The organism is Candidatus Clostridium helianthi, assembly GCF_045310795.1.
GTDB classification, from domain to species: Bacteria; Bacillota; Clostridia; order Clostridiales; family Clostridiaceae; genus Clostridium; species Clostridium helianthi.
In genome coordinates this window covers 22837-49340 of the sequence record NZ_JBJIAB010000018.1, presented here as the reverse complement: position 1 = coordinate 49340, position 26504 = coordinate 22837, and the positions used below count along the sequence as shown (strand labels likewise).

The following is a 26504-nucleotide window of genomic DNA, read 5'->3' as shown; positions in this document are numbered from 1 at the left end:
GCAGATCATTAAATTTATATTGGGCTTGTTAACACCAGTATTTTTACATATAATTGTAATTTCATCAAAATTAACATTTATTATCATACCATAAACAATAAATAAAGTAGCATATTTATCTATTATTTTCCAGTTACTCATTGTAAAAATTATGGTAAATTTAAGATGAAAAATTTGAAGAAATGGTATACAATACCAATGAAGACAAAATTGCTTACAAAGTTTTACATACAAACTATAGTAAAGGAGATAGATATTTATGATAAATAAAAAATTGAGCAAAACTCTTGGTCCTATATTGGGGATTATGACATTTATGTTAGCTTCCGGTATAACTTATACATCAGCTTTTGCTGATGATACTATAGCAGCAATGGCGCCTGCTACTACTACAACCACTAGTGCTAGTGCTACTTATACAGATAATACAGCCACACCAATTAAAGATTATTCTATAGCTATAAATAAAAGTTCAGAAGAAAATGGAATTAAGGTGACTGTTAATAGTGTACTAGCCACAAAACATAATTTAAAAGTAACTCTTAAAATTGAAGGAATTACTGATCCTAAAGCAATTGAACATAATAATTCGCTTTTTGAAGTATCATATGGTGACAAAGATTACGGCTTTAGCTCTACCTCTTCTAGACAATATGCAGATGATAAAACTATGTTTTTAACCTTAGAAAAGAATAATTATGAAGGTGAATATCCTGAAAGTGGAAACTTAAGAGTTGATGTAGTACTTTCAAATTATAAAGTTAATATTGGCATGGATGTACCTGTAGATTTCACTAATTCTATTAATAAAGTATTTACTAAAGATATTACAGGCACAATACCTGAAATTAATTATACTTTAAAACAATTAGATTCAGATTCTATGGGGACAACCGTAAGTTATACTCGACCTAAACACAGTGGACATAACATTGATGACAATAATGATTTTTGGGATTCACAAATATTATTAAAAGTTGATAACAATTTTTATAAATTAGATTCTAGGGGCGATAGCATTGGAGACGACGGAACAATTATTGGACATTATTCATCTAAATTGCCAACTTATGATAATATTAAAAACGGAAAGGATATTAGTGTAATTCCAATGCTTTATAAAGTGTCAATGGATGACTCTGATATAATATCCAATAATAGTAATAAAAACACTAGCAATGATTCTGCAAACAACTTAAGCTACGAAAAAGAGTTCAGCTCTTCTAGCGGATTGAAAGGCACAATATACAATGTTGAAAGAAATGATAATAGTGTAAAGGTATATTGCAAAGGACAGTCTGAGTTAGAAAGTTTAATTATAGCAAGCAATATTTCTTTGAACTATAATCATGTTAAAGGACAAAAGGATGCTACTATTTATCATTACAATAGATTTGTAAGTTTTTATAAAGATCCAAAAGATTCTCTTGGCTACATTGTAGAATTTGATAATGTTGATAATGATAAAGCTGCTACTTTAAATATTAGTTATATGCTAAAAGAAATTAGTATGTACAAAATGGGTGATGAAATAAAACTATCAAATTAATGAACCCTATATTAAGTTTATGGAAAATTGTATCAATATAAAAAATTATTAAAGTGAGGAGATTTTATGATAAACAAAAAAACAAATAGGCTATTAAGCTCCATACTGGGGGCTGCTTTAATTGTTGGCCTTATTCAAATGCCTGCCTTTGCTGTTGATAATGTACAAGCTCAATCATCCTATGCAGTTAACTCTGGATTAATTGGAAATAACAATTCTGTTGAGCAAAATGGAGTCAAGATAACTCTAAACAGTGTTGTTGGAACAAAAAATGACCTCAAAGCTACAATCACAATACAAACCCCAACGCCTTTTGATAAAGATGACAGAGAAGAAACAAATGTTTTATTAAATTATGGTGACAATAAATTTAATGGTGGAAGTACGTCATTTATACATACAGATGACAAGACATTAGTTATAACCATTGAATATAGATTGAATAAATCTGTATTACCTGAAAAAGGCCCTTTAAGAATTGATGTAGTAATGCAAAAATACAAGGTTAATGTTGGATTAGATGCAAACGTTGATTTTTCAGACTCATTAAAAAATTCAATGGAAAAGGATTATTCAATTAAAATTCCTCAATTTAATTCTACATTTAATAAGTTAGAATCCGATATTTTGGGGACTCATCTTTCTTTCAGTGAACCGGAAGAAACTTCTTTAATGAGGAATAATGATGTATTAACAGAACATTCCTTTATCTTAAAAGCTGGAGATAAAATGTATTTGTTGAGACATTCTAATAGCTATTCATCTGGCAGTGATGAAAATGACAGGTCAATGGTAACTACTTATGACGCAGAAGGAGCAACTTATGAAAAGATCAAAGATCAAACAGCTATAAGCTTAATCCCTATAAGTTTTACTATTAACTCAAAGGATCAAAAAAACTTATATAAAGAAGAACATAATGATAAAGACATGCAGACTATCAATAATGTAAGTTATGCCAAGACTTTTGATTTTTCTGATGGAAGTAAAGGCGAAATCTATAATATTCAAAGAGACGATAATAGCGTAAAAGTTTATCTAAAAGGCGTAAATGAAAAAGAAAGTTTATTACTTGCAAGTAGTTTGTTTATGGATTATAAACATGAGAATAGTAAAAAAGATTATTATGATCATGATTATTACGACGGTAACGAACGCACTACTTTCTCTAAGGACCCAAATGATTCTTTGGGTTATATTGTAGAATTTAGTAATGTAAAAAAAGATGTAAATACTCAAATAGACTATGATCCAACTATAAGTTTAATTAATGCATATACTGTTGGGGATGAGATTCAATTATCTAAATAAATATATCAAAGTTATAGTCTAAATCTAGATACCTGATATTTATTTAAACAAATGAAGCCTCACTATAGATATCTAATTTATAGTGAGGCTTCATTTTATTAAGAATCTTAAATTATTATTAAATACATAATTTCTTGTGTCTATTAATTTAAGAGACTCAAGAACATCTTAATGATTCATTCCATAAACAAAGTGTTTAAAACTTTAGAAATACATTTCTCAAATTCATATTCCATTATATCCCATTAGAATTCTTTATTCTAAACTTTAAATTTATTTGCTTCCTCTATCATTTCATTAGTCATATCACTAAGCATTTGTGCAGAAGAAGATACTTCTTCTGTTGAAGCATTCACTTCCTCTGATGATGCTGAAATTTCTTCTGCTGATGCCGAGACTTCTACTGAAATTGAAGATAATCCATTTATTCTATTTAAAATGGCATTCTTATCATTTTCTATATTATCAGCAGAACTTTTAACTGTTTCAATTTTAGGAATTACTTCATCCACTGCTTGTATTATTTTCTTGAAAGATGCTATTGAATTATCTATAATTTTACCTTGATTTCTCATTTCATCATCCATAGTGGTCGATTCTTGGACTATGATATCAGCATTATTAGATATTAAACTTATTAATTTACTAATATTTTCAGATGATTCTTTTGATTGTTCAGCAAGCTTTCTTATTTCATCAGCAACTACTGAAAATCCTCTTCCTGCTTCTCCTGCCCTAGCTGCTTCAATAGCAGCATTTAGTGCCAATAAATCTGTTTGTTCTGCAATACTATTTATAAGGCTTGTAATCTCATTTATTTCATTTATGTCTTTTCCAAGCGATATAACTTTACTATAAAACTCTTTAAATGAATTACTCACATTTATTACTGATTGATTTAATCCTTTCATCTCGCTACTGCTATCATTTGCCATTAAACTTATTTCTCTAGAATTCGAATCTACAACTTGTATCTCTTTAACCATTCTCGACAACTTATTACTAAATTCATCAAGAATATCTGTTATATTTATTAACTCTTCAGATTGATTACTTGTCCCTTTCGCAACTTCAGATATTGCTTCTGCAACATTATGTGATACGCTTGCTATCTCTTCTGATATCGATGCTAGATTTTCTGATTGTGAATTAATATTTGAAGAATTTTCTTTTATTTTTTTAATCATTGTTCCTAAGGATTCTTGCATTGATTTCATCGCATTAGTCATAACACCAATTTCATCTTTTGAATTCAAATACCTAGTAGAAATCTCCTCACATAAATTACCTTCTGCTAATAATTCCAAGTGCTTTGATGTAGACTTTATTCCCTTAGATATACTGTTTGCAATTATGTATACTATCCCAAGTCCAATTAATATGAATACTATAGATGATAATGCAACTGAAATTTCCAAGGTGCTTAATTCTGATAATATTTCATTTCTTGCTATTGTAACTGCTACAGACCAATTAGTCTCTTTTACTGGAGCATAACTTACAAACTTATCTACACCTTCATATTGATATTCGCCCAACCCTGTTTCTCCAGAGATCATTTTCTTTTCAATATTTGCTAGCCCCTGTAAATTAGCATCCTTTTCTGCTGCCTCAATTCCATTATACATTTGAGTAACTAAGTCCCTATTTTTATGGGCTATTACTACTCCACTGTTATTTATCATAAATGAAGCGCCTGTTTGCCCAAACTTAACTTGATCTGTTAAATCACTTAAGTCATTACCATCTTGTGATTCTGCTAATACTCCTATAATCTCATTATTGTATTTAATAGGAACTGCATATATAACCATAAGACTTCCATCAGTTTTATTTATTAACGGATCTGATACGCTGCTTGTACCACTCATAGCTTTCTTAAAATAGTCTCTATCTTTTACATTAGCTGTTAATCCCAATGTATTTATAAGATTTCCATCTTTATCTATATAACTTAGTCTACTGCAACCAATCCTCTTAACTTCACCTAAAAGAATCGATACTTTGTCTTGTAATAAGCTATTAGGATTATTTATATCTGGTCTTGCAGCAATGGCCTCTAGTGAATTTAATTCTCCCTCAATTCTTCCTTGAATATTACTTGCAGTTTGCTCTGCAATTCTAGGTAAAGTCTTATTTAAATTTGACTTTAATCCATTTAATGAGCTTATAACCGAAACTATGCCTAATCCAATACATGCAATTCCTATTATCAGCCCAAAGAATACCGTTAATTTTGTTTTTATACTTCTCATAATATCCCCCTTTAATATAATTAATACTTGAACTTAAGATGATTAATCCTCTTTAATATCGATCCTAAATTCATATTTTATACAATTTTTGACCTAATAATATTATTATACCATCTTTTCATCAAAATTCGTATTATTATTATCATTGGTTTTCATGAAATATTTTGTTATTTTAAAGCTATTCTCTATATTATTGAAAAAGCATCTCTATACATGGTCGAATTTGCTCCCATAAGTCATATTTCTTTAAATATTCCGCAGCCAGCCTAAAATTTCTTATTATCTTTTAATAAAATTCATCATTACTGTTTTCTTTTAATTACAAACCTTATCCATCAATTTATATTTGTTCTTTAATAATCTTATTTCTATTAGAATTTTATGTTCATTAAAAACATAACAACTATTATTAGCTCAACCCTATAGCAAATTTTGATTATTATAGGATAAAAAAAAGACTCCAGGTTTAAATCCCCGAGCCTTTTTGCCTATCTTTACTTTTTTCACCGCTAGCTATAATAAACGTCTTTCCATATCTCGTATCTACATAAAACTTTTCATATGATAGTGCCAATTTTTGAAGGAATTTATCATAAAATTTTATAACATCATTTTTTCCTTCATTTGTTTTAAGCACTTTCCCCATCTCCATCTATTTTCTCCTTAGTATCATAATTTAGAAATCCAACTTTCAGCTTCTGCAATGTTCTTAAAAGTTCTTAAATTGTTTCCTTTGTTAGATTCCATTATCATTTCTTTAAATCTATCATTAAGTTTTTCCTCATCTTCTATAATAACTGCGACTTTCACGTGATAATTTATAAATTTTTGCAACGCCATACCCGCAAGCCTAGTTTTAAGATTGAAAAAATCTTCTGATAATACATTTGAACTAAGCATGATTGTATAAATATCTTTTTCCATACAAATAGATATACAATCTACCACATCTTGCTCTGAAGAAAGTTTCCATACTTCAGAATCAAATTCTATATATTTAATATTATTTTTATTTACCACTTTATAATTCAAAACATTCACTCTCCTCTATATATTAGTTTGTTCCACAAGCATAGAAATAGATTTTAGCATTTCTTCAATGAAGCTTACATTTCCCCATAATAAAACTCTTAGCCTGTTTTCTTTTTCATCATATTTCATATTAATTGTTGATTTCCCCATTTTAGGGTCTTTACAATTCATTACTGCTATAAGCGTATTTGATATTCTAAAGTATTGTTCTTTATCCACATCATTTATATCAACAACAGTAGATACATTTATTTTTTGTTTTTCGGTTTCTTTAACTTCTCCATTAGTAAGAAAATCAATACTTGATTCATCACTAGCTTTTTTATTATTTATATTAACATTATTCTTTTCCATAAAAAGACTTAAATCATGACCAGAAATTCTCCATTGCTTTCCCACTTTACTTGCAGCAAGCTTTCCTTCTGTTATAAACTTTCTAATAGTTTTGTGATGCATGCCTAATATTTCTGCTACTTTATCTATTGTATAAAATTGATTCTCCATAAAAAATCTACCCTTTCAAAATTAATCTATGGTCAAATTATAATAATTCTTTTTACTTACGTCAAGCATTTTATTGTATTTTGTTATACTTTATTGTATTTTATTGAGCCATGATATAAAAATCTCACTACGTTCATGCCTTTTCTTAACTACGATTTAGTAAAATCTATATATACTACAATTCACAATGCACATTCCACAATTACGGCTAAAATTCTTGTAATATTCTTAGAATTATGATGAAGAATTAGTTTTGCAAAATATTATATAAATCTTTATATTCACAACATTTATCATAAACTTTCTTGCATAAACAAGATAATAAGAAGGAGAACCACATCCATAATCCGGACTTGGTTCTCCTCCATTACTTAAATATATTATTAAATTGCAATTTATAAAGTACACTTAACTTGTGCACACTTATTGAGTAGTAACAGTGTAATCGACCATTATTAAATCATTTCTTTGATTTTAGAAAATTACTTTAAGTTCAATTTTTCAATTGCCCACTCTGCCATTTCTCGTACCTTTGAATTACTATCATTACAAGCATACAGTATATGTTCTTTATATTGCTCTTTATAGTCATTTACCATTACATTAATAGTATTAACTTTCCATTTCCAAACACTTGATTTATCTATATACCAAAACTTAGGCTGCATAACTTCTTCTAAAAATTTATAATCCATTTTGATTATTTTTTCTAGAGATATTTGTTCACTTAACTCATGCAGATTAGGAAATTCTTCTGTTTCCTGCCAACGATTTTTATTCATAGGGCATGCATCTTGGCAGGCATCACATCCATAAACCCAATTTCCTATTTCTTCTCTATATTTTTCATTAATCATATCTCTTCCCATAAATGTAGTTATACAAGATACACATGCTATAGGATTCATTGTATATGGTTTTGATAAAGACGCTGAAGGACATGCTTTCATGCATAGATTACACTTATCAGAACAAGGTCTTACATTTGGTATTTCTACTGCTTCTAATTCCTTATCAATAAGCCATGCATCCAAATACACTGATGAGCCATTTTCAGTATAAAAGAAATTATTCTTTCGAACTATTCCAAGCCCAGCTTTCATAGCTGCAAAACGTAATGGTACAAGACCAAAACCTCTTTCAGTTTCTGCTCTAAGCCCTAACTCTTGCATATATTCTTCAAATTTTACGCTATCTTGAAAATCTTTAGAATTCTTATCTTTTCTTGCATCAACCAAATAGTATTTTGCAATCATGCCTTTTAAATGTTCTGGAATATGATATTTGCCATATCTTCTCACACATATTACAATTGATTTTGCCAAGGATAAGTATCTTGTAATTGTGTAAAACGATATTGACCTTGATAAAAACCTTTGGACTCTGGAACACGTTCAACACGTTCATCAAGTCTTTCTTTATAGCCATCTATATCAGATATTTTAATGATTCCACACTTTTCATATCCTAAATTTAATGCTGCACTTTTTATTTTATCTGCTAATAAAGTCATTTTCTCTACACCCTTTCTTAGGTTAGGTAAAAAGATAATAAATTATATATGTTGCAATTTAATTTCTATATTTAACTCTTTATTAAGCTCTTTGTTTACTAGAATAATAAATGTAAGTTTATTATTGCAACATATATAGTATGCTTGTTTGTTATTTATTTCACATATCCTAATTAATGATTATAATTATTCTCTTTCAACTATTAAGGCAGTTCCTTGACCTCCACCAATGCACAATGTTGCAAGTCCTTTTTTTGCATCTCTTTTTTCCATAGCATGTAGCAAAGTTACTAAAATACGTGCTCCAGATGCACCAATAGGATGTCCAAGAGCTATGGCTCCCCCATTAACATTTACTTTATTCATGTCTAAGTTTAAATCTCTAGCTATTGCTATACTTTGTGATGCATAAGCTTCATTTGCTTCGATTAAATCTAAGTCTTCAGCTTTTAAATTGATTTTATCTAAGGCCGCTTTTGTTGCATAAAATGCACCATATCCCATTATTGCTGGGTCTAATCCTGCTGATCCATAAGAAATGATTTTAGCAAGTGGTTTTATTCCTAGCGCTTTAGCTTTATCTGCACTCATAATTACTAATGCTGCTGCTCCATCATTTAATCCAGATGCATTTCCTGCTGTAACTGTACCATTTTCCTTAAAAATAGGTTTAAGTTTTTTTAATGCTTCTATAGTATTCCCGAACCTAGGGAATTCATCTTGGTCAAATATTATTTCACCTTTTTTAGTTTTAATTACTACAGGAACTATTTCATCTTTGAATTCTCCACTCTTTATAGCTTTTTCAGCTTTTTGTTGTGATAAAAGTGAAAATTCGTCTTGTTCTTCTCTTGTTACATTCCATTTCTCAGCCACGTTTTCTGCAGTTACTCCCATATGATAATCATTGAATGCATCCCATAAACCATCTTTTATCATTTCATCAATGAATTCTCCATGTCCCATTCTTTGTCCCCATCTTGCATTATCAAGTAAAAATGGTGCACTAGACATGTTTTCCATACCACCTACTACAATAGCATCAGCATCACCAGCTTTTATAATTTGAGCTGCTAAACTTATAGCTCTTAATCCTGAACCACAAACCTTATTAATTGTAAATGCAGGTATTTCTACAGGTAGTCCAGCTTTCACAGCTGCTTGCCTTGCTGGGTTTTGTCCAAGGCCTGCTTGAAGCACATTTCCAAAGATAACTTCATTAATTTCCTCTGGTTTAATCTTTGCTCTTTTAACAGCTTCTTTTATTACTATTGCACCTAATTCAACTGCTGGTACATCTTTTAAAGTCTTTCCATAAGCTCCAATTGCAGTTCTTACTGCACTTACTATTACTACATCTTTCATTTCTTATTCCTCCCATATTGAAAAGTTACTTGTTATTTTTTTAACAAATTTTGATATAAAAAATTTATTCGCATTAATTATTTAAGAGTTTTCATAAAAATTAAAACTTACTAAATTGATTTGCAGCTGCTCTATGACTTTATATTATCAGATGATTATATATTTGTAAAATTGATATATTCGAATTGACAATTCGATTTTTTCAATATATCATTAAATTAACATAAAGATCGGAGTGAAATTAATGGATATAAGACATTTCAAAACTTTTAAAAGTATTATAGAAGAAGGTAATTTTTCAAATGCAGCAATGAAATTAGGGTATACTCAATCTACTGTTACCTCACAAATTCAGCAGCTAGAGCAGGAACTCTCAATAAAGTTATTCGAAAAAATTGGACGTAATATGGTATTAACTCCTTTAGGAAAAGAATTAATACCATACGCCGATGAATTGCTTAATACAGTGAAAAAGATTGAAAGCATTGGTAAATATGGCGATAACATTACAGGAGAATTAAAAATTGCTGTTGCAGAATCTTTAATGTCTTATAAATTACAAAATGTATTAGCTATGTTTAAAGAAAAAGCCCCTAATGTAAGACTTTCTATGGTTGCGCTAAATTGCTATGACATAAAAAATATGTTAGCCAGTGGTGAAGTAGACCTTGGCTTGATGTATAATGTGGGAAGTAAAAATGAAAGTTTAAATGCTGTGAAGCTTTCTGATTTCGATGTAGCTTTAGTATGCTCACCGCAATTTGAACAAGAAAAATTAGATTTCAGCACGCCTAACCAAAAAATAAATACAAGCCTTATCATCAATGAAGTTGAATCCATTTATCGAAAAATACTTGAAAGTTATTTTTTTGATAAAAATATATTCCTAGATAACACAATCGAACTTGGCAGCATTGAGGCGATAAAAAAATGTGTTGCAAGTAATCTTGGAATTTCGTTTTTACCTCGTTTTACTATAGAGGAGGAGCTTGAAAATGGTAAATTAAAAGAACTCAAAGCAGGCGACTTAAATGCTAAAATCACAGCAATATATGCTTATCACAAGAATAAGTGGATCAGCCCTGCAATGTCTTTGTTTATTGAATTAGTGAGAAAAGATTTTAATATTCAATAACTATAGATATCTAGCTTTAAAATTATATTTATGTGTGGCAAAACCGAAATTAGATACAAATTTGTTCCAGCGGACTAATGAAATTTTCGCTGGATAGTTCTAAGTTGAAGGTTGAACCCATTTCTGCATGCTCCAAAAGCAAGTTTAGGACAAGCAGAAAATGGAACAACCTTCAACTAAGAACCAATCACAACTCAATTTCAAATGCCGCTTTCACAAACATGTATCTAATTTCTAGTATGATTCGCAAATATTAAAGTATATCTTTTGGTTTAGATAACTATATTTCTATATAAAATTTTACCCACCAGAAAATATGAACTTTTCTGGTGGGTTCATTTTATCACTTGGGTCACGCTTCAACTGGGCATGGATTTTTTGATTCTTACAAATTTTATATTTTTCTTCTAAATATATATTTAGATCCTTGAGATACTGATCCTAAATTGAGCCTATCATTATTAATAGTCCGCCTAATTTACCATTCAATGTTTTTTATTTTCTACGTAGGTAATAATATCTTCTACATATCCATCATTAAACTCGTTTTCGCTTAATATATAATAATTATTTTTACTTATACCATCTATATCAACCTTGTCTTTTATATATGGAGATATTAAGAGTAAGGTATCTTCATCATGAATTAAATTTTTTAGGTCATCATATGTAGAATCAACATGAACTTTATAATCCATATTTTTTTCTTTCAATTTTTGATTTAACTTTTCTTTCAGAGTTTCAGAAAGAGATTTTTTAAAAATATTTAATCCCCCATCCATTCCAAAAGGATTAGGTCTAACCCCTACTATTACTTTGGCGATGATAATAATATCTTTCAATTTCATTCCCTCCAATATTTTCCTATATACTATATAATACCATAAACTTAATTAAATCCTATACTCTTTATCAAATGTAGCAATAAAATTGGACTTCAGCACTCAAAACAAAAAAATAGTAGCCCCATGATGACACATGGATAGCTACTAATTTTTTAACTATTATAAAATTATAGTGATACCAGTTGCCTAAGCAACTAGAATTATGTGCTATATTGTTTTAAAACATATTCCTGTATGTTTATTTGCCAAATTGTTCTTCCATAATATCAATTGTCGGAAAGTTACCAGCACCACTTTACTTTTTAAATTAGTCAACTCAAGATTATAATCTCTTGTTGATCAAGAATAGTATCTTTTAATTATAGTAAAGTACCACCAGATGCTTCAATACGTTGACCTGTAACCCATCCCATTTCATCCGTGCATAGACTAGCGACAACACCTCCAATATCAGAAGCTTCTCCAATTCTTCCGAGTGCAGCATGAGAACCAACAATATCTTTCAAACCTGGATTTTTAATATAAGTATCTCCGCTAAATTCAGTGTTAACAGCTCCAGGCGCTATAGTATTCACTCTTATACCTCTAGCTCCTAATTCTACAGCTAAATATCTAGAAAAAACTTCTACTGCACCTTTTGCAGAAGCATAAAGTCCAGAACCTGGGAATGTAAAGCGAGTTAATCCTGTTGAAGTGTTCACAATTCCACCTTTGTCAGCAATAAGCGGAATTAGTTTTTGTGTCAAAAAGAAAACTCCTTTAAAGTGTATATTAACTATTTTGTCAAATTCCTCTTCTGTAACTTCTAAAATAGGAGTGTGATTTGAGATCCCTGCATTATTAATTAAAAAATTAAACTGCTCTCTATTCCATTTATCCTTTAAAACATCTGATAACTTAGATGCAAAGGAATCAAAGGAAGATATATTACTTACATCAAGCTGAATAGCAGCAGCTTTACCACCATTTGCTTCAATTTCTTTTACAACTTCATCTGCTTTTTCTTTTTGATTATTGTAAGTGATAATTACATCTATTCCTTTTTTAGATAATGATATTGCAGAATTTCTGCCAATTCCACGACTTCCACCTGTAACTAATGCAATTTTATTATTGGGGTTCATAAAAACCTCTCCTTTAAATATTTATTAACCATTTAGAAATTAATATCTCATTATTTATACTGCTACTTATATTTCAAAGATAGTATTAGTCATCAGTTTTAATGTTAATCCAAGAAGGTATAAGTTACTTGAAATTTAATTTCCTATGATTTATACTCATGTTAATACCTAGAGATATCTCTAGGTCAAGCTTTTTTTTATAAATTTTAAAGGGGGATTTTAAAATTGACTTATACAATAAAAGATATATCAAAAATGTTTGGAATTTCTATATATACAATTCGTTTTTATGACAAAGAAGGACTCCTACCATTTGTCATGAGAAATAAGTCCGGAAACAGAGTTTTTACTGAATCAGACGTAGGTCTGTTTAGAACAATTTGCTGTTTAAAGAATACTGGCATGCAACTTAAAGATATAAAAAAGTATATTGATTTCTGCATGGAAGGTACTAGCACCATAGATTCACGAAAAGAATTACTTTTAAAACATCAAGAAGTAATTTTAAATCAAATAAATGAACTCAATGAAAATTTAGACCTTATTCATTTTAAAATAGAAAGGTATTCATCTCCTGACTCAGTCCAAATTATTAACGCAGAAAGAAAAAAATTTTATGATGAGAAACGTGAAAATAACTTGCTATAGTAATCAAACTTGTTCCACTTAAACCTAATACTTCCTCTAAATATTTATATGTGTATCTATGAAAACAGTTTTAATGGTGCATATTTGTATTTAAAACTGTTCTCCTATAAACATATAATAAGTTATAAAGTGGTTCATGTGTAAATGTATTGTAATTCTTCATAAAAATTATAATAGATGAAATATTCAATGTCTAACCATTATTTCTTCTACTAAAATTAGCTATTTACAATTTTTCAAGAAGATATTATTAAAACATATACGCTAAATTCTGCTAACTATTAATTGTTATATACTAATTTCACATTACTTATGATACGGTATTTTCACCTATGAAAATAGTCCGAAGCAAGTCATATACATACCTCAGACTATAAATCTTATTTACTTATAATATAATTCACTCTTTATTATTCTAAACTCTTTTTACTGATTAAAAAGTTTGTATAGTCATATAAATTTCTGACTATACAGTTCTTATAATTCTTTTTTCCAGATATAAAATAGTCTAAGTTATTATCATAGGCGCCTTATATTGAAAGATATACATTAATCAAATCTATTAACCTGAAAAAGTTTCAAATCTTCAGAAGCAGTTCCTAAATACAATTGACTAAGCATAATTCCACCCAGTATAGCAAATAAAATACCATTTGCTCCATAGCCTAAGCAATACCATAATTTTTTATTGTTTGGGTCCTTTCCTAAAAAGCCTAAATTATCTTGTGTTGATGCAAATGCTCCACAATACCTATAATCTATTTCTATATTCAAGTCCGGAAATAAATTTTTAAGTCTTTGTTCTAATTTATCATATTGTTTTTCACATAATTTCTCATTAAATATGTCTGGCATAAAATTTATATCTTTTCCTCCAATTATTATCCGATTGTCATTAGTAGTCCTAAAATAATTGTATGGAACTTCATTATCTCTAATTACTACACTCTTATAGATTTCTCTAAGGTTTTCTATTGGTTTTGTTGCTATATTGAATGCTGTGGTTTTGATTCCAAATGCTCTTTTTGTAAAAAGTTCAGTATTATATCCTGTTGCGACTAATAAAATTTTGCCTCTAACTTTATGTCCATACACGGTTTCTGATATAACTTCATTTTCAGTGTAATTAATACATGTTACTTCTGAGTTTTCATATACTCTTAATCCTTTTTTGCAACTTGAATCAAGTAGTGCATGAGTAAATTTATATGGATCAAATTGCGCTCCTCCACCTTTGCTAAGTACTCCAGCCTTTACATCAAAAGAAAAAGGATTATTAGTTTCATCAATAAATTCTACCGGAAATCCAGCCTCATATCTAATCTTATATTCCTGCTCAATTTCCTTTATCTCAATCTTTTTATCTGTATACAGGAAGCTATCAGTTTTCTTAAACTCGCATGTATTTCCATACTCATTTATAAATTCCTCTATTTCATCTAATGCTTTTATTCCTAATTTATATGACTTTATAACATTATCTATAGACGTATAGGCTTTTAATTCCATAGCCTTACTATCGAGTTCATATTGAAGAAGTGAAGTAGTTATGCTAGTACTGCCATGAGCTATTCTTGATTTTTCTAGAATAACAGCATCAATATTATTTTTAGTAAAATAATACCCTAAAATTGCTCCAGTGACTCCCCCTCCAACTATTATAACCTCTGTATTAATATCTTCTGTTAGATACTCATATTGTTTTTTAAGTTTATTAATTCTTCTAAAGAAACACTCTCCCTGTACATACTGTATATTCATAATAACTATCTACTCCCTTAAGCTTTAACTAAATTATAATAAAATTATTATTTGCCAAAATACTTTTAATATGTATAACAATAAATTGATACACATAACGTCAGCATCAGAAGTCATATTTCAGGAAATACTCACTTATGTGCTCTTTTTAATGGAGTAGGTAATTTTTTATAAAGAGTATGTCAATATAATCTGCATTGAGGAGTAAAAGCATCGTCTCCCCCCCCCCCAAAAAAAACAAATAGCCTTAAACATGTTATATCAATGTGTAAGCAAATGAACTTAATAATTTCTGTGCAGGTAACACAATGTTCATAAAATCAGAAAATTATAAAACTATAAGTAACTAAAATGGTTAATCATAGTATTATTTTCCAAATCTTATATTGAAAACCAATATTTTTCGACTTACAATAAAAATGAATTTGAATTCAAATTCATTTTTATAAGGAGTGAATTTTTATGGATAATATTATTTCAAGAAAAACTGAAGATAAAAAAGAATTAAAGAGACAAGCAATCTTAAAAGCAGCTGCTGATGTTTTTTCCAAAAAGGGCTATATAGAAACTTCTATAAAAGATATCACTAATGAAGCTTCTATTTCTGTGGGTTCTTTTTATTCTTACTTTAACAACAAAGAAGAAATATTGCTACAGATCTTTGATGAAATTTCAAATATGAGTATGAATGCAGCTTCAGAAAGTTCAAAGGCGTTAAAAGATAATGTAATCGAACAATTTACAACTTCCATGACAAGTGCAATCTGTATATATGCAAAAAATAAAGAGTTTGCCAAAATATTATTTGTAAAATCTATGGGCATTAACGAATTATTTGAAAATAAACGTACAGAAATCCTAGACAGAACAACTATCTATTTAAAAAAGCTGTTAGAACATTTAAACACAAAACACTTATGCGGTATAGATAATATAGAGATATCTTCGGTTCTTATTACACATAGCATATTTGGTGTAATAACCAATTGGCTTGATGAAAGACTTAAATGTAATATAAAAGATATAATTTCCTCTTTATGCACTTATCATCTCAAAGCTCTAAATATAGATTACACAGCAGAAAATATTAATAAATATATAGATAACGTTCTTGAAGCATATTACAAAGAACTTCTTAACTAAATAATTTAAATTAATGGAGGTATTTAAAATGAAACAATACAGATCAAAAGAAATTTACGCAGACTTTTACGAAAATGAAGGAAAACCATTAGCAGTTATTATGAGCGGAAGTAGACCTGGACTTCCAGCTAATATAAGCGATGATTTATCTAATTATTTAAAGCAGAATTTTAATCTTTTACTCTTAGCGTACTATGGAGTCGGAGAACTTACAAAGTCTTTAGAACTGGTTCCAATGGAGTATTTTACGAATTCCATAAACTTTATTAAAGATAAATATAACATACCTGACAATAAAGTAATTATTATAGGTCAGTCTAAAGGCGGAGAAGCTGCTTTAGTGTTAACAAATTATATGAAATCAGCAATCACTATTGCCTGTGTTCCTAGTTCATATGTTTTTCAAGGCTTGCCAGAAGATTTATTCAGCATCTTAAAAGCACAGCCAAAAGCTTCATGGTCCTTTAACAATAAGGAATTACCATATATCAAATTTAATATTGATGATGAGGCTATGAATAATGCAAAAAATAATAATTTTTGCAGATGTTATGAAACTTCCATAGAAAAGAATTTTAATCCAGATGCCATAATAAATATAGATTCTTATAAAGGCAAGGTACTGCTTATTTCATCTGAAAATGATTCATACTGGCCAAGCAAAAATATGTGCAATACTCTAGTTGAAAATAGCAAAAACAGTAATAATATTAATCATGTTTCCTTAAACTTAGAAGGACATAGCTTTTTAAAGTATGATGAATCTGTAAGAGAAATAATAAACTATTTAAAGGCAAATGTAGAATAATTTCAATAATCCATCCACTTTTTTTAGAAGTCTTAATGATTCTAAACTTTTTAATAATGTCATAAATCTACAAAAAGAAAACTACCCGCTTAAATTTAACAGGTTGTTTTCTTTTTTATCAAAAGTGCTTCTCTTTTCAGACTTAATTTTTTATTTTGTCCTAGCCTATTTGAAAATATCCACCGCAAACTTATTATCCGAGAACTTGAACTTTGCAAATTTAAAATCCTTCTCCCATTATGTTACTATTTCATCATATATCATTTAGTAAAACTCTCTATCGAAAGTAATGATACTCCTATAAGAAGGATTAATACCATATATCACATCTTGTATTTGAGCTTGTAGTTCCTTTTTTTCGCTATCTTTAAAACTAGTCTTGTCCAATACCACATCAAATAATATGGTTTTTTCTTCACTTTTTCCAACAACTCTAAAATCATGCATAGATACTACGCCCTTTATTACTTTAATCTTTTCATAAACTTCTTCTTTTAAGGCTGTAATCTCAGGGCTGTCTGTGTTAATTGGGTCCATATGAATTGAAAGATATACATTCATTCGTTTACCAATTTCCTTCTCAGCCTTATCTATAACATCATGCAGTTCCATAATAGATATATTACTTGGAACCTCAGCATGCAAAGAAGCCATGTATCTACCTGGACCATAATTATGGATTACAAGATCATGTACTCCGCATATATATTTATAACTTATTACGCTACTTTTTAGTTCTTCTACAAATTCTTTTTCTGGTGCTTTCCCAATTATAGTACCAAGCATTTCTCTTCCAAGTTCTATACCTGAATGGAGAATAAAAAGAGATACAATTAATCCTATATATCCATCAATGGGAAAGGTTGTAAACTTTGTAATAAGCAAAGAAAATGTAACCATAGATAGAACTAATATATCAGTAAATGATTCTAATGCTGATGCTTTGAGTGCAGACGAATCAATAACATTACCTATATAATTTGTAAACCTGTTAAGAAAAATTTGCAATGGTATTGCACACATCATGCAAATAAAACTTACTTTATCAAAAGGTATAGTTACTGGATGTAAAACACGCAAAAATGAGCTTCTTAGAAATTCAAATCCTACTACAAGTATGGCACCAGAAAATAGGAGCGCAGTTATATACTCTATTCTTCCATAACCAAAAGGATGTTTATCATCTGCCGGACGATTTGCAAGTTTAAAACTAAATATTGTAACTAACGAAGATAATGCATCTGTAAGATTATGAAAAGCATCTGCTGTAATGGCTATACTATTTAGAAATAAACCAATAACAATTTCTAGAATAAGAATAGAAGAATTTATTATTATCCCGACATTTCCTCCAAGAGTCCCGTAAGATTGTCTAACTGATTGGGAACTTACATTTTTGTAGTCTTTCACAAATTTTCTTATTAAAAAATCAAAAATAGATTTCATATATTTCGCCTTCCACCGTTTTATCTTATTTATTCCACGTATGTTTATATATGCGTTTAATCAATAAATTAACACTATAAACTAACTCAATAATTCAGCGTATTATCAAATATTATACCATAAAGTTCCTTATACAGTATAATAAACAGCTCATATACTAATGAGCTGTTTATCTTATTATATATTTAGAGCAAATGATCGGGAAAAACCTCACTTATTACTGATATGGTTCACCGTATCAGTAATAAGTGATACTCCATTTTCATTACTCGCTTATTATATTTAGGCAAAATCAAATAAATAACAAGTCCATTTGCCAGTGTATTTTCCATGGCAATTTCGCACTTGTTATTTATTTTCATGTGCCTTACTTTATTAAATCTAGGTAGTTATACAGACACAATATTTATTAATGCTAGTTTGCTACTACTTGATTCTTTTTTATTTTATTATTAAAAATAATATATAGTATTGCTCCAGTTAAAAAGGTAATTATTTCTGTAATAGTCATAGACCATATAACACCATGCAATCCATAGAAATTATTCAATACTATTATGACAGGAATAAAAAGAATTCCTTGTGTAATTCCCATAATTGTTGATGGTATTCCTTGACCTGATGCTTGAAAAATTCCTGTAAATAATGTAGTAAATCCATTGAAAAGTGCGGAAATAAGCATGGCTGCCATGATATAAACTCCAACACTTAATACTGCTGAATCATTAGAAAACAGACGAATAATTACATTTCTAAAAATAAAAACTAAAGTAACAAATCCACCTGATAATCCTAAAATCCATAAAGCTGATTGTTTTATACTGTCTTTTAATCTCTTAAAGTTTTCATTAGAAAAATTATATGCAATTAAAGGGATAATTCCTAATGCGAGTCCCATTGCAAGGAATTCTGGTACTTGTACAAGTCTCAAAGCAATACCAAAACTAGCTACTACACTTTCTCCATATCTAATTGAATAATTATTCAAAAGAAGTGTTGTAATAATTAGAAAACCAGCTAGGAACAATTCAGAAACCCCAACTTTATATATCTCTATTTTATCTTTAAGGGAAATATTAAAATTCTTAATAAATCCTTTTAAATTCTCGCTTTTTGTTTCCAAGTAGTAAATATAATAAATTGATGAAGCTATATTAGCCAAAATCATTGATACTGCTACTCCAATAACATTAAATTTAAATACTAGTATAAATAATGGGTCAAATATAAGACCAAAAATTGTACTTACAACCATTCCGAACATTGATTCTTTTGATGCTCCTTCCGCTCTCACAACTTGCTCCAATGCGAAGTTCATTATAATTGCAAAACCACCAATAAACATAGTTAAAGAATAACTTTTTGTATAATTAATAATAGCAGAAGTATCTGCCCCCAAAATCTTAACAATAGGATTAAGTGCTATCATGGCAATTATTCCAAGCAAAATTCCTATAATAATACTACTATAAAAAGAATATCCAGCTATCTTCTTAGCTTTCTCTTTATCTTGTTTAGCAATAAGACGGGTTATAAATGTTCCGCCTCCTGCCCCTAACATATTTCCAAAAGCCATTAGTATAGTGAAGATTGGTAGTCCTAAAGTGATAGCAGTTAACATATCTGTATTGTTTAATAGTCCAATAAAAAAAGCATTAATAACGTTATATATTGTACCTACTGACATACCGATCATCATAGGAATAGATAAATGTGCAATTGCCTTAGTAATCGGTGCACTTTCTAAATAATATTCGTTTGAAAATTTTTGTTTCATAATTTCATCCTCCATAATAAGTATTATTAGAATTCGTATTCTTAGAATTCTAAGTTTTTAGTTATAAGTTATTATATTAATAACTTATAGATTTCTATCTACTTTCAATAACAAAGCTAACAAAGTTTCCTTCTCTTGTTCCGTCAAGTTTGCAATAATATTTTCCTCTGCCTCAGCTACCAATTTATTAAAATCTTCTATGAGTTCAGCACCTTTAGGCAGTACATATATATATTTTTGTCTCTCATTTTCTTTAGGAATTCTTCTTTCAATATATCCTTTTTTCTCTAATCCTTGCAGCATACTTGTAATACTTGCTTCTGTACGTTGAAAGACTTTTGCCAAATCTTTTTGAATAATACCACTGTCTTGGTGTTCATAAATATAACCAATCATACGTCCTTGTTGAGAATTCAATCCTAACTTTTTTACTTTTTCATCAGAAGTGAGTTTCATTTTTATCGCAATACTTCTAATTACTTCTGAATATGGTGTTTCTATAGAGTATCCAGAATTAGTCATTCAAATTCCTCCTAAACTTCACTTAGAATTCTAACTATTTATAGTTTAACAATTAGACCTTCAAGTGTCAATATTTATTTCTTATAATTATTTTTATATTTATAATATTTCTTTTTTTACATGCTATCTTTTACTTATGATATGGTTCACCGTATCAATGGTAAGTGATAACCTTTTTATTAAAATAAGATGTCCATTCTTTGAATATCCTATTTGTTATCATATTTTAGTTACTTTTCGCTCTTCTAAGTATATTTATTTCTTTATATGTAAGTCCTGTAAGCTTAGTTATTGCTTCATTATCTAATCCCATTTCTATTGCTTTTATCGCCGTTTTAGACACTTTTTAAGTTATACATAATTATTATTTTTAAAATATTTACTCCTAATTCAGTAAGCTAAATTATTACACTTTAATAAGCTTAATAAACTCTTCAGTTGCTGTAGAAATAGGAATATTTTTGTGGGTTGCTATTCCTAAAACTCTTTCAGGAATTTTTTCTTTAATAGAAACCTTATATAATTGTTTTTCTTCTAGTTCTTTTTGAATATAATCTTCTACAACACATGAAACTCCTAATCCTTTTTTAGCAAATTCAATTAATAAATCCATACTGCTCAACTGTATTTGCGGAAATACTTTTAATCCATATGAACTAATATAATTATCTATAGAATCTCTTCTATCACTACCTTTTTCAGGAAGAATAATAGGATAGCCATCAAGCATTTCTTTTAGTGATATTTCTTTTTCAGAAACAGTCTTATACTTTTCTCCTACTACAAAACAGTCTTGCAATTTAAATACTTTATTAATATTAAGAGAATCTGTATTTTCTATATTCATATTTAAAATTCCAATATCTACTTCACCAGCCTCTAAGGCCCGAACTATTTTATATGTTGGCTGATCTTTAATATATATTTTTATATTTGGGAAGTTAATACTATATTCTTCTAAATATTTCATAAGATAGTATTTGCATGTTGTACTGCATGCAGCTATCCTTATTTGGCCTAAAGTAAGATTCTTTAATTCTAAAAATTTTCTTTCTGCTGTCTGCATAAGTCCATAACCCTGTTCTATATATTTAAACAATACTTCACCCTCTAAGGTGAGAGAAACTCCTCTCGGAGTTCTATAAAACAATTGTCCTCCTAATTTTTCTTCTAATAATTTTATGGACTGACTAACCGCTGGCTGTGATGTGAAAAGTTCTTTTGCTGCTTTAGATATACTCCCTAATTGTGCAGTAATATAAAAAATTCTGTAAAGTTCAAGATTAATATGCATATAAAAATTTAATATACCTCCTATACTTAATATTAATTTTACTTATATCTATTTGTTAATTATAATTAATTTGTAAAAGTTAATCAAGGACTAAAAGTATTGGAGGTGATATTATGATTAACGAAAATTGTAGTTGTCCAAACAAAAATTGTGAAAGACACGGAAATTGTTCTTCTTGTATAGAATTCCATAAGAATACCGAAGTTTCTGTATTTTGCTTACGTTTGAAAAATACTGATAATAAATTAGAAAAGTAAAATTAGTTGTAAATGTATTTTATATAATAAGGCACAAGCTTTCTTTTAATTTATTTTTTAATGCTTTTGCCCTTTTCCATCATTATACATTGTCAATTGCAGATTGTCTCATGATTATTTTAGCTTTTAGCATTATTACATTTATGTTGTTTTATAGGAATTTCATAAATTACTATACACTAGAAAAACTGTTTCTATAAAAGTTGAATAATTCTAAGAGCAAATATATAGGAGTGTATGAAAATGACTACAAATAAAAATCAGAATACTAATAGCGGTATCTCAACCTTGCTAATTCTACTTTTAGCTGTTTCATGTGGTGTAATAGTTGCTAACCTTTACTATGCTCAACCATTAATTGAATTAATCAGCTCTGATATAGGATTACCTTCCAGTACGGCAGGATTGGTAGTTACGCTGACGCAAATGGGATATTGTATCGGGTTATTATTTATCGTGCCTTTAGGCGATATTTTGGAAAACCGAAAGCTAGTAGTATCTTCATTATTATTAACTGTTTTTGCTTTAATAATTGGAGCTTCATCTAATGTTGCAACACTATTTTTGATAGCTACATTTTTCATTGGACTTGGATCTGTAGCTGCTCAGATATTGGTTCCTTATGCAGCTCACGTATCACCAGAAGCCTCACGTGGTCGAATAGTTGGTAATGTCATGAGTGGACTATTACTTGGTATTATGCTTGCTCGTCCTGTGGCTAGTCTTGTAGCTGGATTTTTTGGCTGGAGATTAATGTTTTTTCTATCTGCAGGATTCGTTCTTATTCTAATTCTAATATTATACAAGTTATTACCTTATAGAAAACCGTCAATAAATACACAATATCCGCTACTGCTTGCTTCTATGTGGAAACTAGTTAAAACTGTACCTATTTTACGCCGTCGTGCTATTTATCATGTATGTGTATTTGGAGCCTATAGTCTGTTTTGGACCACAGTTCCCATGCTGCTTAGAAGCCCTGCTTTTCATCTTTCACAAACTGGCATTGCTCTATTTGCACTAGTAGGGGTTTCAGGAGCTGCAGCATCACCAGTGGCTGGATGGTTAGCTGACAAAGGATTAGTTAAGATCTCAACTGCCATTGCTCTAATTATTGTTATTATTTCATTGTTGTTATGTTTATTAGCACAAACTGGCTATTCATTAGCATTATTAATTTTGGTTATTGCATCTATTTTATTAGACATGGGTGTTTCAGCAAATCTTGTCCTTGGTCAACGAGTTATTTTCTCTTTGGGTGCTGAATATCGCAGCCGTTTAAATGGATTATATATGGCTTTTTTCTTTGTAGGTGGTGCTATTGGATCAGCTGTTGGAGGATGGGCATATGCAGTTGGCGGTTGGAATACGGCCTTATATATAGGAATAGCTTTTCAAATTATTGCATTAATTTATTTTGCTACAGAAAAGTAGACTGTTAGTTACTACACTAAAAGAATAGTCTGTTGCAAAATGAACTATACCATATCAATTAGACAGTAAAAATAATAAATCTTTATTTGTCTACTTGACATAGTTAAGTTCACTTTTTGATTGTCATGGAATTTCATAACGAAAGCAAAACATCTGTTATCTTTCCATTTTATTATCCAAACTTAATAAATTTATCTTTTACTTATGATATGGTTCACCGTATCATAAGTAAATGAGATTATCTGTTTCGTTAAGTTTTCCATAAAACTGTAATTTAAACATATGTGTTTAAATTTTTGTTTTTGATGCAGCTGCGACAACAAAATTTTTAAATATTTCAGCGGCTGGAGTTATATAAGCATTCTTTAACCACCCCATATGTATAGTCCTGTAGCATTGAGGTTCTTTTATTCTAATTACTGACACTTTATCTGTTATTAAATTAGGTATGTTTGGAATAATAGAAATACCGAGTCCTGCACCAACAAAGCCAGCAACCACCATACTGCTCTCATTAGGTTTTACTATAGTCTTTGGCATAATACCAGCCCTTCTAAAAATAGAACACATTTTATTTGCTATATTTTCAGAAAAAAGTGCAAAAGTTTCATCTTTTAAATCTTTTAACATTACCTCTGATTGGTCAGCAAGCCTATGATTTTTAGGTACTATTATAACAAGCTCATCATTTTTTATTGGAACTGACTCTATTTTTTCATATTCTTCAATATTTTCAAGTTCATCATAAAAACCTAAGTCAAATTTACCATTCTCTAATCCCTCTAAAATACTGCTAGTCGAATTTATTCCAAATTCAAATTTTACATTTGGATTTTCCTTTAAAAAGTCGCTTATAATCGTTGGAATAAAATGTGTTCCAATAGTATAAAGTGATGAAATAGAAACTGTGCCTGTCATAGGATTGATTATATTCTGTAATTCCTGGATACCATCATTAATTTCTTTTATTGCAGCTTCTGCATGCTTTAAAAACATACTGCCAAAGCGGGTTAATTTTATATTCCTCCCATTCTTTTCAAACAAATGAACTTCCAACTCTTCTTCTAATTTCGAAATTGCCTTGCTTAAAGCTGATTGAGTTACCAATAGTAAGTCAGCCGCTGTAGTATAATTTTGCGTTTCTGCTATAACTTTAAAGTATTCCAATTGCTGCCAGTTCATATTATATATAACCTCCTTAGTTTATAATCTTTAAACTCAATTGGTAAGGTAACATTTCTACTTAGTACTCAAACCTCTCGTTAGAAAATTACTATACTAAAATAATATATTACTTTCAACCTTTGCATAAATTATTTGCCAAATACAAATTTATTAAAACATATCCTAGGTAAAAGTTTAAGTATTAAATAACCATAACTATGTATGACTTTTATTCATATATATTATGAAAAAGTTCCATTAGACGTCTTAGAATTTTATTGATATCATTATATTACTTTCTTAATAAATTTCAAAACTCAATAAATTAATTATAAAATATACTCATATATTTATAAAGATTATAAGCTAGTTTATTAAGGTATTATAATTTTTAAATGCATATTCAATAATAACCACTAAGGTAAAATAAAATATTTCTTTAAAGAAGGAGAAAAATTATGAATGAAGTAATCAAAAATATTTTAACAAGAAGAAGTATAAGATCTTATACGGATGAGCAGATTTCCGATGAGGATTTAAATATAATCTTAGAAACTGCAAAATTTGCTCCAAGTTATAAAGGCACTCAAAGCTGGCATTTCGCTGTAGTTCAAAATAAAGAGAAAATCAATCAGCTAATTTCTGTAATAAAAGAAGCCTTGCAAAATTCTTCTATAGAGCAATATAAAAAGATGGGGAATATACCCAATTTCAATCCATTCTATAACGCTCCTACTATAATCATCACAGCTTGTGATAAAAACTCGCCAGAAAAAGAAGCAGACTCTGCTGTAGCACTTGAAAATATAATGCTAGCTGCTCACTCGCTTAATATTAGTTCATGCTGGATATCGTCTTTAAGTATCGTTCGAGATGACCCTAAGGTTATAGGTATACTTTCAGAACTTGGTATTCCTGAAAATTATACTATATTGGGTACTGCTGCTTTAGGTTTTAGCAATAATAGTAATGCAAAGGCGGCACCTAGAAAAGAAGGAACTATAAGCATTGTAAAATAAATTTAAAAGCTGAGCGAAAGTTATTATCGCTCACAACTGAATAAAAGTATGTGCATAAATCATATACTTTTATTCAATTTTAGTTTCGCATTTATTTATGATACGGTTCCCCCTCCATTATCCTAGATTTTCTTTGCAAATTAAAAATTTTATTTAGTCATATTAATTTCCAATTATATATATTCTTATAATTCTCTCTTCCAAATATAAAATAGTCTAAACTATTACCATAGATAAGTCTTCTAATTATCCAATGGAATCTGTTTTATCAACAGCTTCTCTCTTTTTACATTTCATCTTTATTTTACCCTGACCCATTTGAAAATCTCCTCTACAATTTTATTATCTACTCAAAATTTTTTTCTCTCAACATGAAAATCTCTTTTACTATCATAAAAGCAAATGCACAATAACTTTTTAATCCCACAGCCTTCAAACTCGCATTATACAAGCATATTCTTCAGAATATTAGAATATTAGAATATATATTCTGGTATTCTGAAGAGTAAATATTTTGAAGAATATATCTTCTCTACAACACGAAGTTTATATATTAGGTTTGCTGTAGATTATACTTAATTTCTACGTTTCTTTTGTG

The 26504-nt window shown here is 29.2% G+C and carries 22 protein-coding genes and 1 pseudogene; 9 read left to right on the top strand and 14 right to left on the bottom strand.

All coding sequences use genetic code 11. The features are described 5' to 3' along the window. Window positions 1-259: 259 nt before the first annotated feature. Window positions 260-1549, top strand: coding sequence for a DUF4179 domain-containing protein (locus tag ACJDTP_RS14595; RefSeq protein WP_406761641.1), 1290 nt, complete (start codon window positions 260-262; stop codon window positions 1547-1549). A 66-nt stretch (window positions 1550-1615) separates the two neighbouring features. Further along, a complete protein-coding gene (locus ACJDTP_RS14590; protein ID WP_103697969.1) occupies window positions 1616-2860 on the top strand; it encodes a DUF4179 domain-containing protein in 1245 nt (414 codons plus the stop codon). A 260-nt stretch (window positions 2861-3120) separates the two neighbouring features. Here the strand turns inward: ACJDTP_RS14590 and ACJDTP_RS14585 are convergent, their stop codons facing one another. The 6 genes and pseudogenes from ACJDTP_RS14585 to ACJDTP_RS14560 all read right to left on the bottom strand — a co-directional run bounded on the left by ACJDTP_RS14585 (window position 3121) and on the right by ACJDTP_RS14560 (window position 9529). Beyond that, window positions 3121-5115: a methyl-accepting chemotaxis protein gene (locus ACJDTP_RS14585; protein ID WP_406761640.1), complete on the bottom strand. Its 1995-nt coding sequence runs from the start codon at window positions 5113-5115 to the stop codon at window positions 3121-3123. Window positions 5116-5581: 466 nt separating this feature from the next. Continuing rightward, the gene (locus tag ACJDTP_RS14580) at window positions 5582-5767 is read right to left on the bottom strand and encodes a hypothetical protein (protein ID WP_406761639.1); all 186 of its coding nucleotides are present in this window, start codon (window positions 5765-5767) and stop codon (window positions 5582-5584) included. Window positions 5768-5784: 17 nt separating this feature from the next. Next, window positions 5785-6147, bottom strand: a complete 363-nt coding sequence (locus tag ACJDTP_RS14575; RefSeq protein WP_406761638.1) for a DUF4180 domain-containing protein — start codon at window positions 6145-6147, stop codon at window positions 5785-5787. A gap of 15 nt (window positions 6148-6162) precedes the next feature. Continuing rightward, window positions 6163-6651 carry a helix-turn-helix domain-containing protein gene (locus ACJDTP_RS14570; RefSeq protein ID WP_039771611.1) on the bottom strand — a complete coding sequence of 163 codons (489 nt, stop codon included), beginning with the start codon at window positions 6649-6651 and terminating at the stop codon, window positions 6163-6165. A gap of 482 nt (window positions 6652-7133) precedes the next feature. Then, window positions 7134-8164 (bottom strand): annotated as a pseudogene (locus ACJDTP_RS14565) (epoxyqueuosine reductase). Window positions 8165-8350: 186 nt separating this feature from the next. Then, on the bottom strand, window positions 8351-9529 hold the full coding sequence (locus ACJDTP_RS14560; RefSeq protein ID WP_406761637.1) for an acetyl-CoA C-acetyltransferase: 1179 nt from the start codon (window positions 9527-9529) through the stop codon (window positions 8351-8353). 244 nt (window positions 9530-9773) lie between these two features. On the opposite strand from ACJDTP_RS14560, the gene ACJDTP_RS14555 reads away from it, so the two are divergent. Next, a complete protein-coding gene (locus ACJDTP_RS14555) occupies window positions 9774-10664 on the top strand; it encodes a LysR family transcriptional regulator (protein ID WP_168982783.1) in 891 nt (296 codons plus the stop codon). Between the two features lie 485 nt (window positions 10665-11149). On the opposite strand, the gene ACJDTP_RS14550 is transcribed toward ACJDTP_RS14555, so the two are convergent. After that, window positions 11150-11506, bottom strand: coding sequence for a hypothetical protein (locus ACJDTP_RS14550; RefSeq protein WP_077838244.1), 357 nt, complete (start codon window positions 11504-11506; stop codon window positions 11150-11152). A 362-nt stretch (window positions 11507-11868) separates the two neighbouring features. Continuing rightward, window positions 11869-12633: an SDR family NAD(P)-dependent oxidoreductase gene (locus tag ACJDTP_RS14545; protein WP_173712322.1), complete on the bottom strand. Its 765-nt coding sequence runs from the start codon at window positions 12631-12633 to the stop codon at window positions 11869-11871. A gap of 225 nt (window positions 12634-12858) precedes the next feature. Between ACJDTP_RS14545 and ACJDTP_RS14540 the strand changes: the two genes are divergently transcribed. After that, window positions 12859-13281 (top strand): MerR family transcriptional regulator, encoded by a 423-nt coding sequence (locus tag ACJDTP_RS14540; protein WP_077853734.1) that lies wholly within the window; start codon window positions 12859-12861, stop codon window positions 13279-13281. A 549-nt stretch (window positions 13282-13830) separates the two neighbouring features. Here ACJDTP_RS14540 and ACJDTP_RS14535 read toward each other — a convergent pair. Further along, window positions 13831-15042 (bottom strand): NAD(P)/FAD-dependent oxidoreductase, encoded by a 1212-nt coding sequence (locus ACJDTP_RS14535; RefSeq protein ID WP_406761636.1) that lies wholly within the window; start codon window positions 15040-15042, stop codon window positions 13831-13833. Window positions 15043-15504: 462 nt separating this feature from the next. Between ACJDTP_RS14535 and ACJDTP_RS14530 the strand changes: the two genes are divergently transcribed. Together ACJDTP_RS14530 and ACJDTP_RS14525 are read left to right on the top strand one after the other, a co-directional pair. Continuing rightward, entirely contained in the window at window positions 15505-16185 is a 681-nt protein-coding gene (locus tag ACJDTP_RS14530; protein ID WP_406761635.1) for a TetR/AcrR family transcriptional regulator, read from the top strand. A 28-nt stretch (window positions 16186-16213) separates the two neighbouring features. Continuing rightward, a complete protein-coding gene (locus tag ACJDTP_RS14525) occupies window positions 16214-16993 on the top strand; it encodes an acyl-CoA thioester hydrolase/BAAT C-terminal domain-containing protein (RefSeq protein WP_406761634.1) in 780 nt (259 codons plus the stop codon). A 264-nt stretch (window positions 16994-17257) separates the two neighbouring features. On the opposite strand, the gene ACJDTP_RS14520 is transcribed toward ACJDTP_RS14525, so the two are convergent. The 4 genes from ACJDTP_RS14520 to ACJDTP_RS14505 all read right to left on the bottom strand — a co-directional run bounded on the left by ACJDTP_RS14520 (window position 17258) and on the right by ACJDTP_RS14505 (window position 22032). Continuing rightward, complete coding sequence (locus ACJDTP_RS14520) at window positions 17258-18439, bottom strand: cation diffusion facilitator family transporter (protein ID WP_406761633.1); 1182 nt, start codon at window positions 18437-18439, stop codon at window positions 17258-17260. 415 nt (window positions 18440-18854) lie between these two features. Beyond that, window positions 18855-20216: an MATE family efflux transporter gene (locus tag ACJDTP_RS14515; protein WP_406761632.1), complete on the bottom strand. Its 1362-nt coding sequence runs from the start codon at window positions 20214-20216 to the stop codon at window positions 18855-18857. 84 nt (window positions 20217-20300) lie between these two features. Beyond that, a complete protein-coding gene (locus ACJDTP_RS14510) occupies window positions 20301-20738 on the bottom strand; it encodes a MarR family winged helix-turn-helix transcriptional regulator (protein WP_406761631.1) in 438 nt (145 codons plus the stop codon). Between the two features lie 406 nt (window positions 20739-21144). After that, complete coding sequence (locus tag ACJDTP_RS14505; protein ID WP_103697959.1) at window positions 21145-22032, bottom strand: LysR family transcriptional regulator; 888 nt, start codon at window positions 22030-22032, stop codon at window positions 21145-21147. 113 nt (window positions 22033-22145) lie between these two features. Here ACJDTP_RS14505 and ACJDTP_RS14500 point away from each other — a divergent pair, with 113 nt between their 5' ends. Next, entirely contained in the window at window positions 22146-22289 is a 144-nt protein-coding gene (locus tag ACJDTP_RS14500) for a hypothetical protein (protein WP_181005983.1), read from the top strand. 237 nt (window positions 22290-22526) lie between these two features. Beyond that, a complete protein-coding gene (locus tag ACJDTP_RS14495) occupies window positions 22527-23723 on the top strand; it encodes an MFS transporter (protein WP_406761630.1) in 1197 nt (398 codons plus the stop codon). 288 nt (window positions 23724-24011) lie between these two features. On the opposite strand, the gene ACJDTP_RS14490 is transcribed toward ACJDTP_RS14495, so the two are convergent. After that, window positions 24012-24905, bottom strand: a complete 894-nt coding sequence (locus ACJDTP_RS14490) for a LysR family transcriptional regulator (RefSeq protein WP_406761629.1) — start codon at window positions 24903-24905, stop codon at window positions 24012-24014. A gap of 440 nt (window positions 24906-25345) precedes the next feature. Between ACJDTP_RS14490 and ACJDTP_RS14485 the strand changes: the two genes are divergently transcribed. Beyond that, window positions 25346-25906 (top strand): nitroreductase family protein, encoded by a 561-nt coding sequence (locus ACJDTP_RS14485; RefSeq protein WP_406761628.1) that lies wholly within the window; start codon window positions 25346-25348, stop codon window positions 25904-25906. Window positions 25907-26504 lie beyond the last annotated feature (598 nt).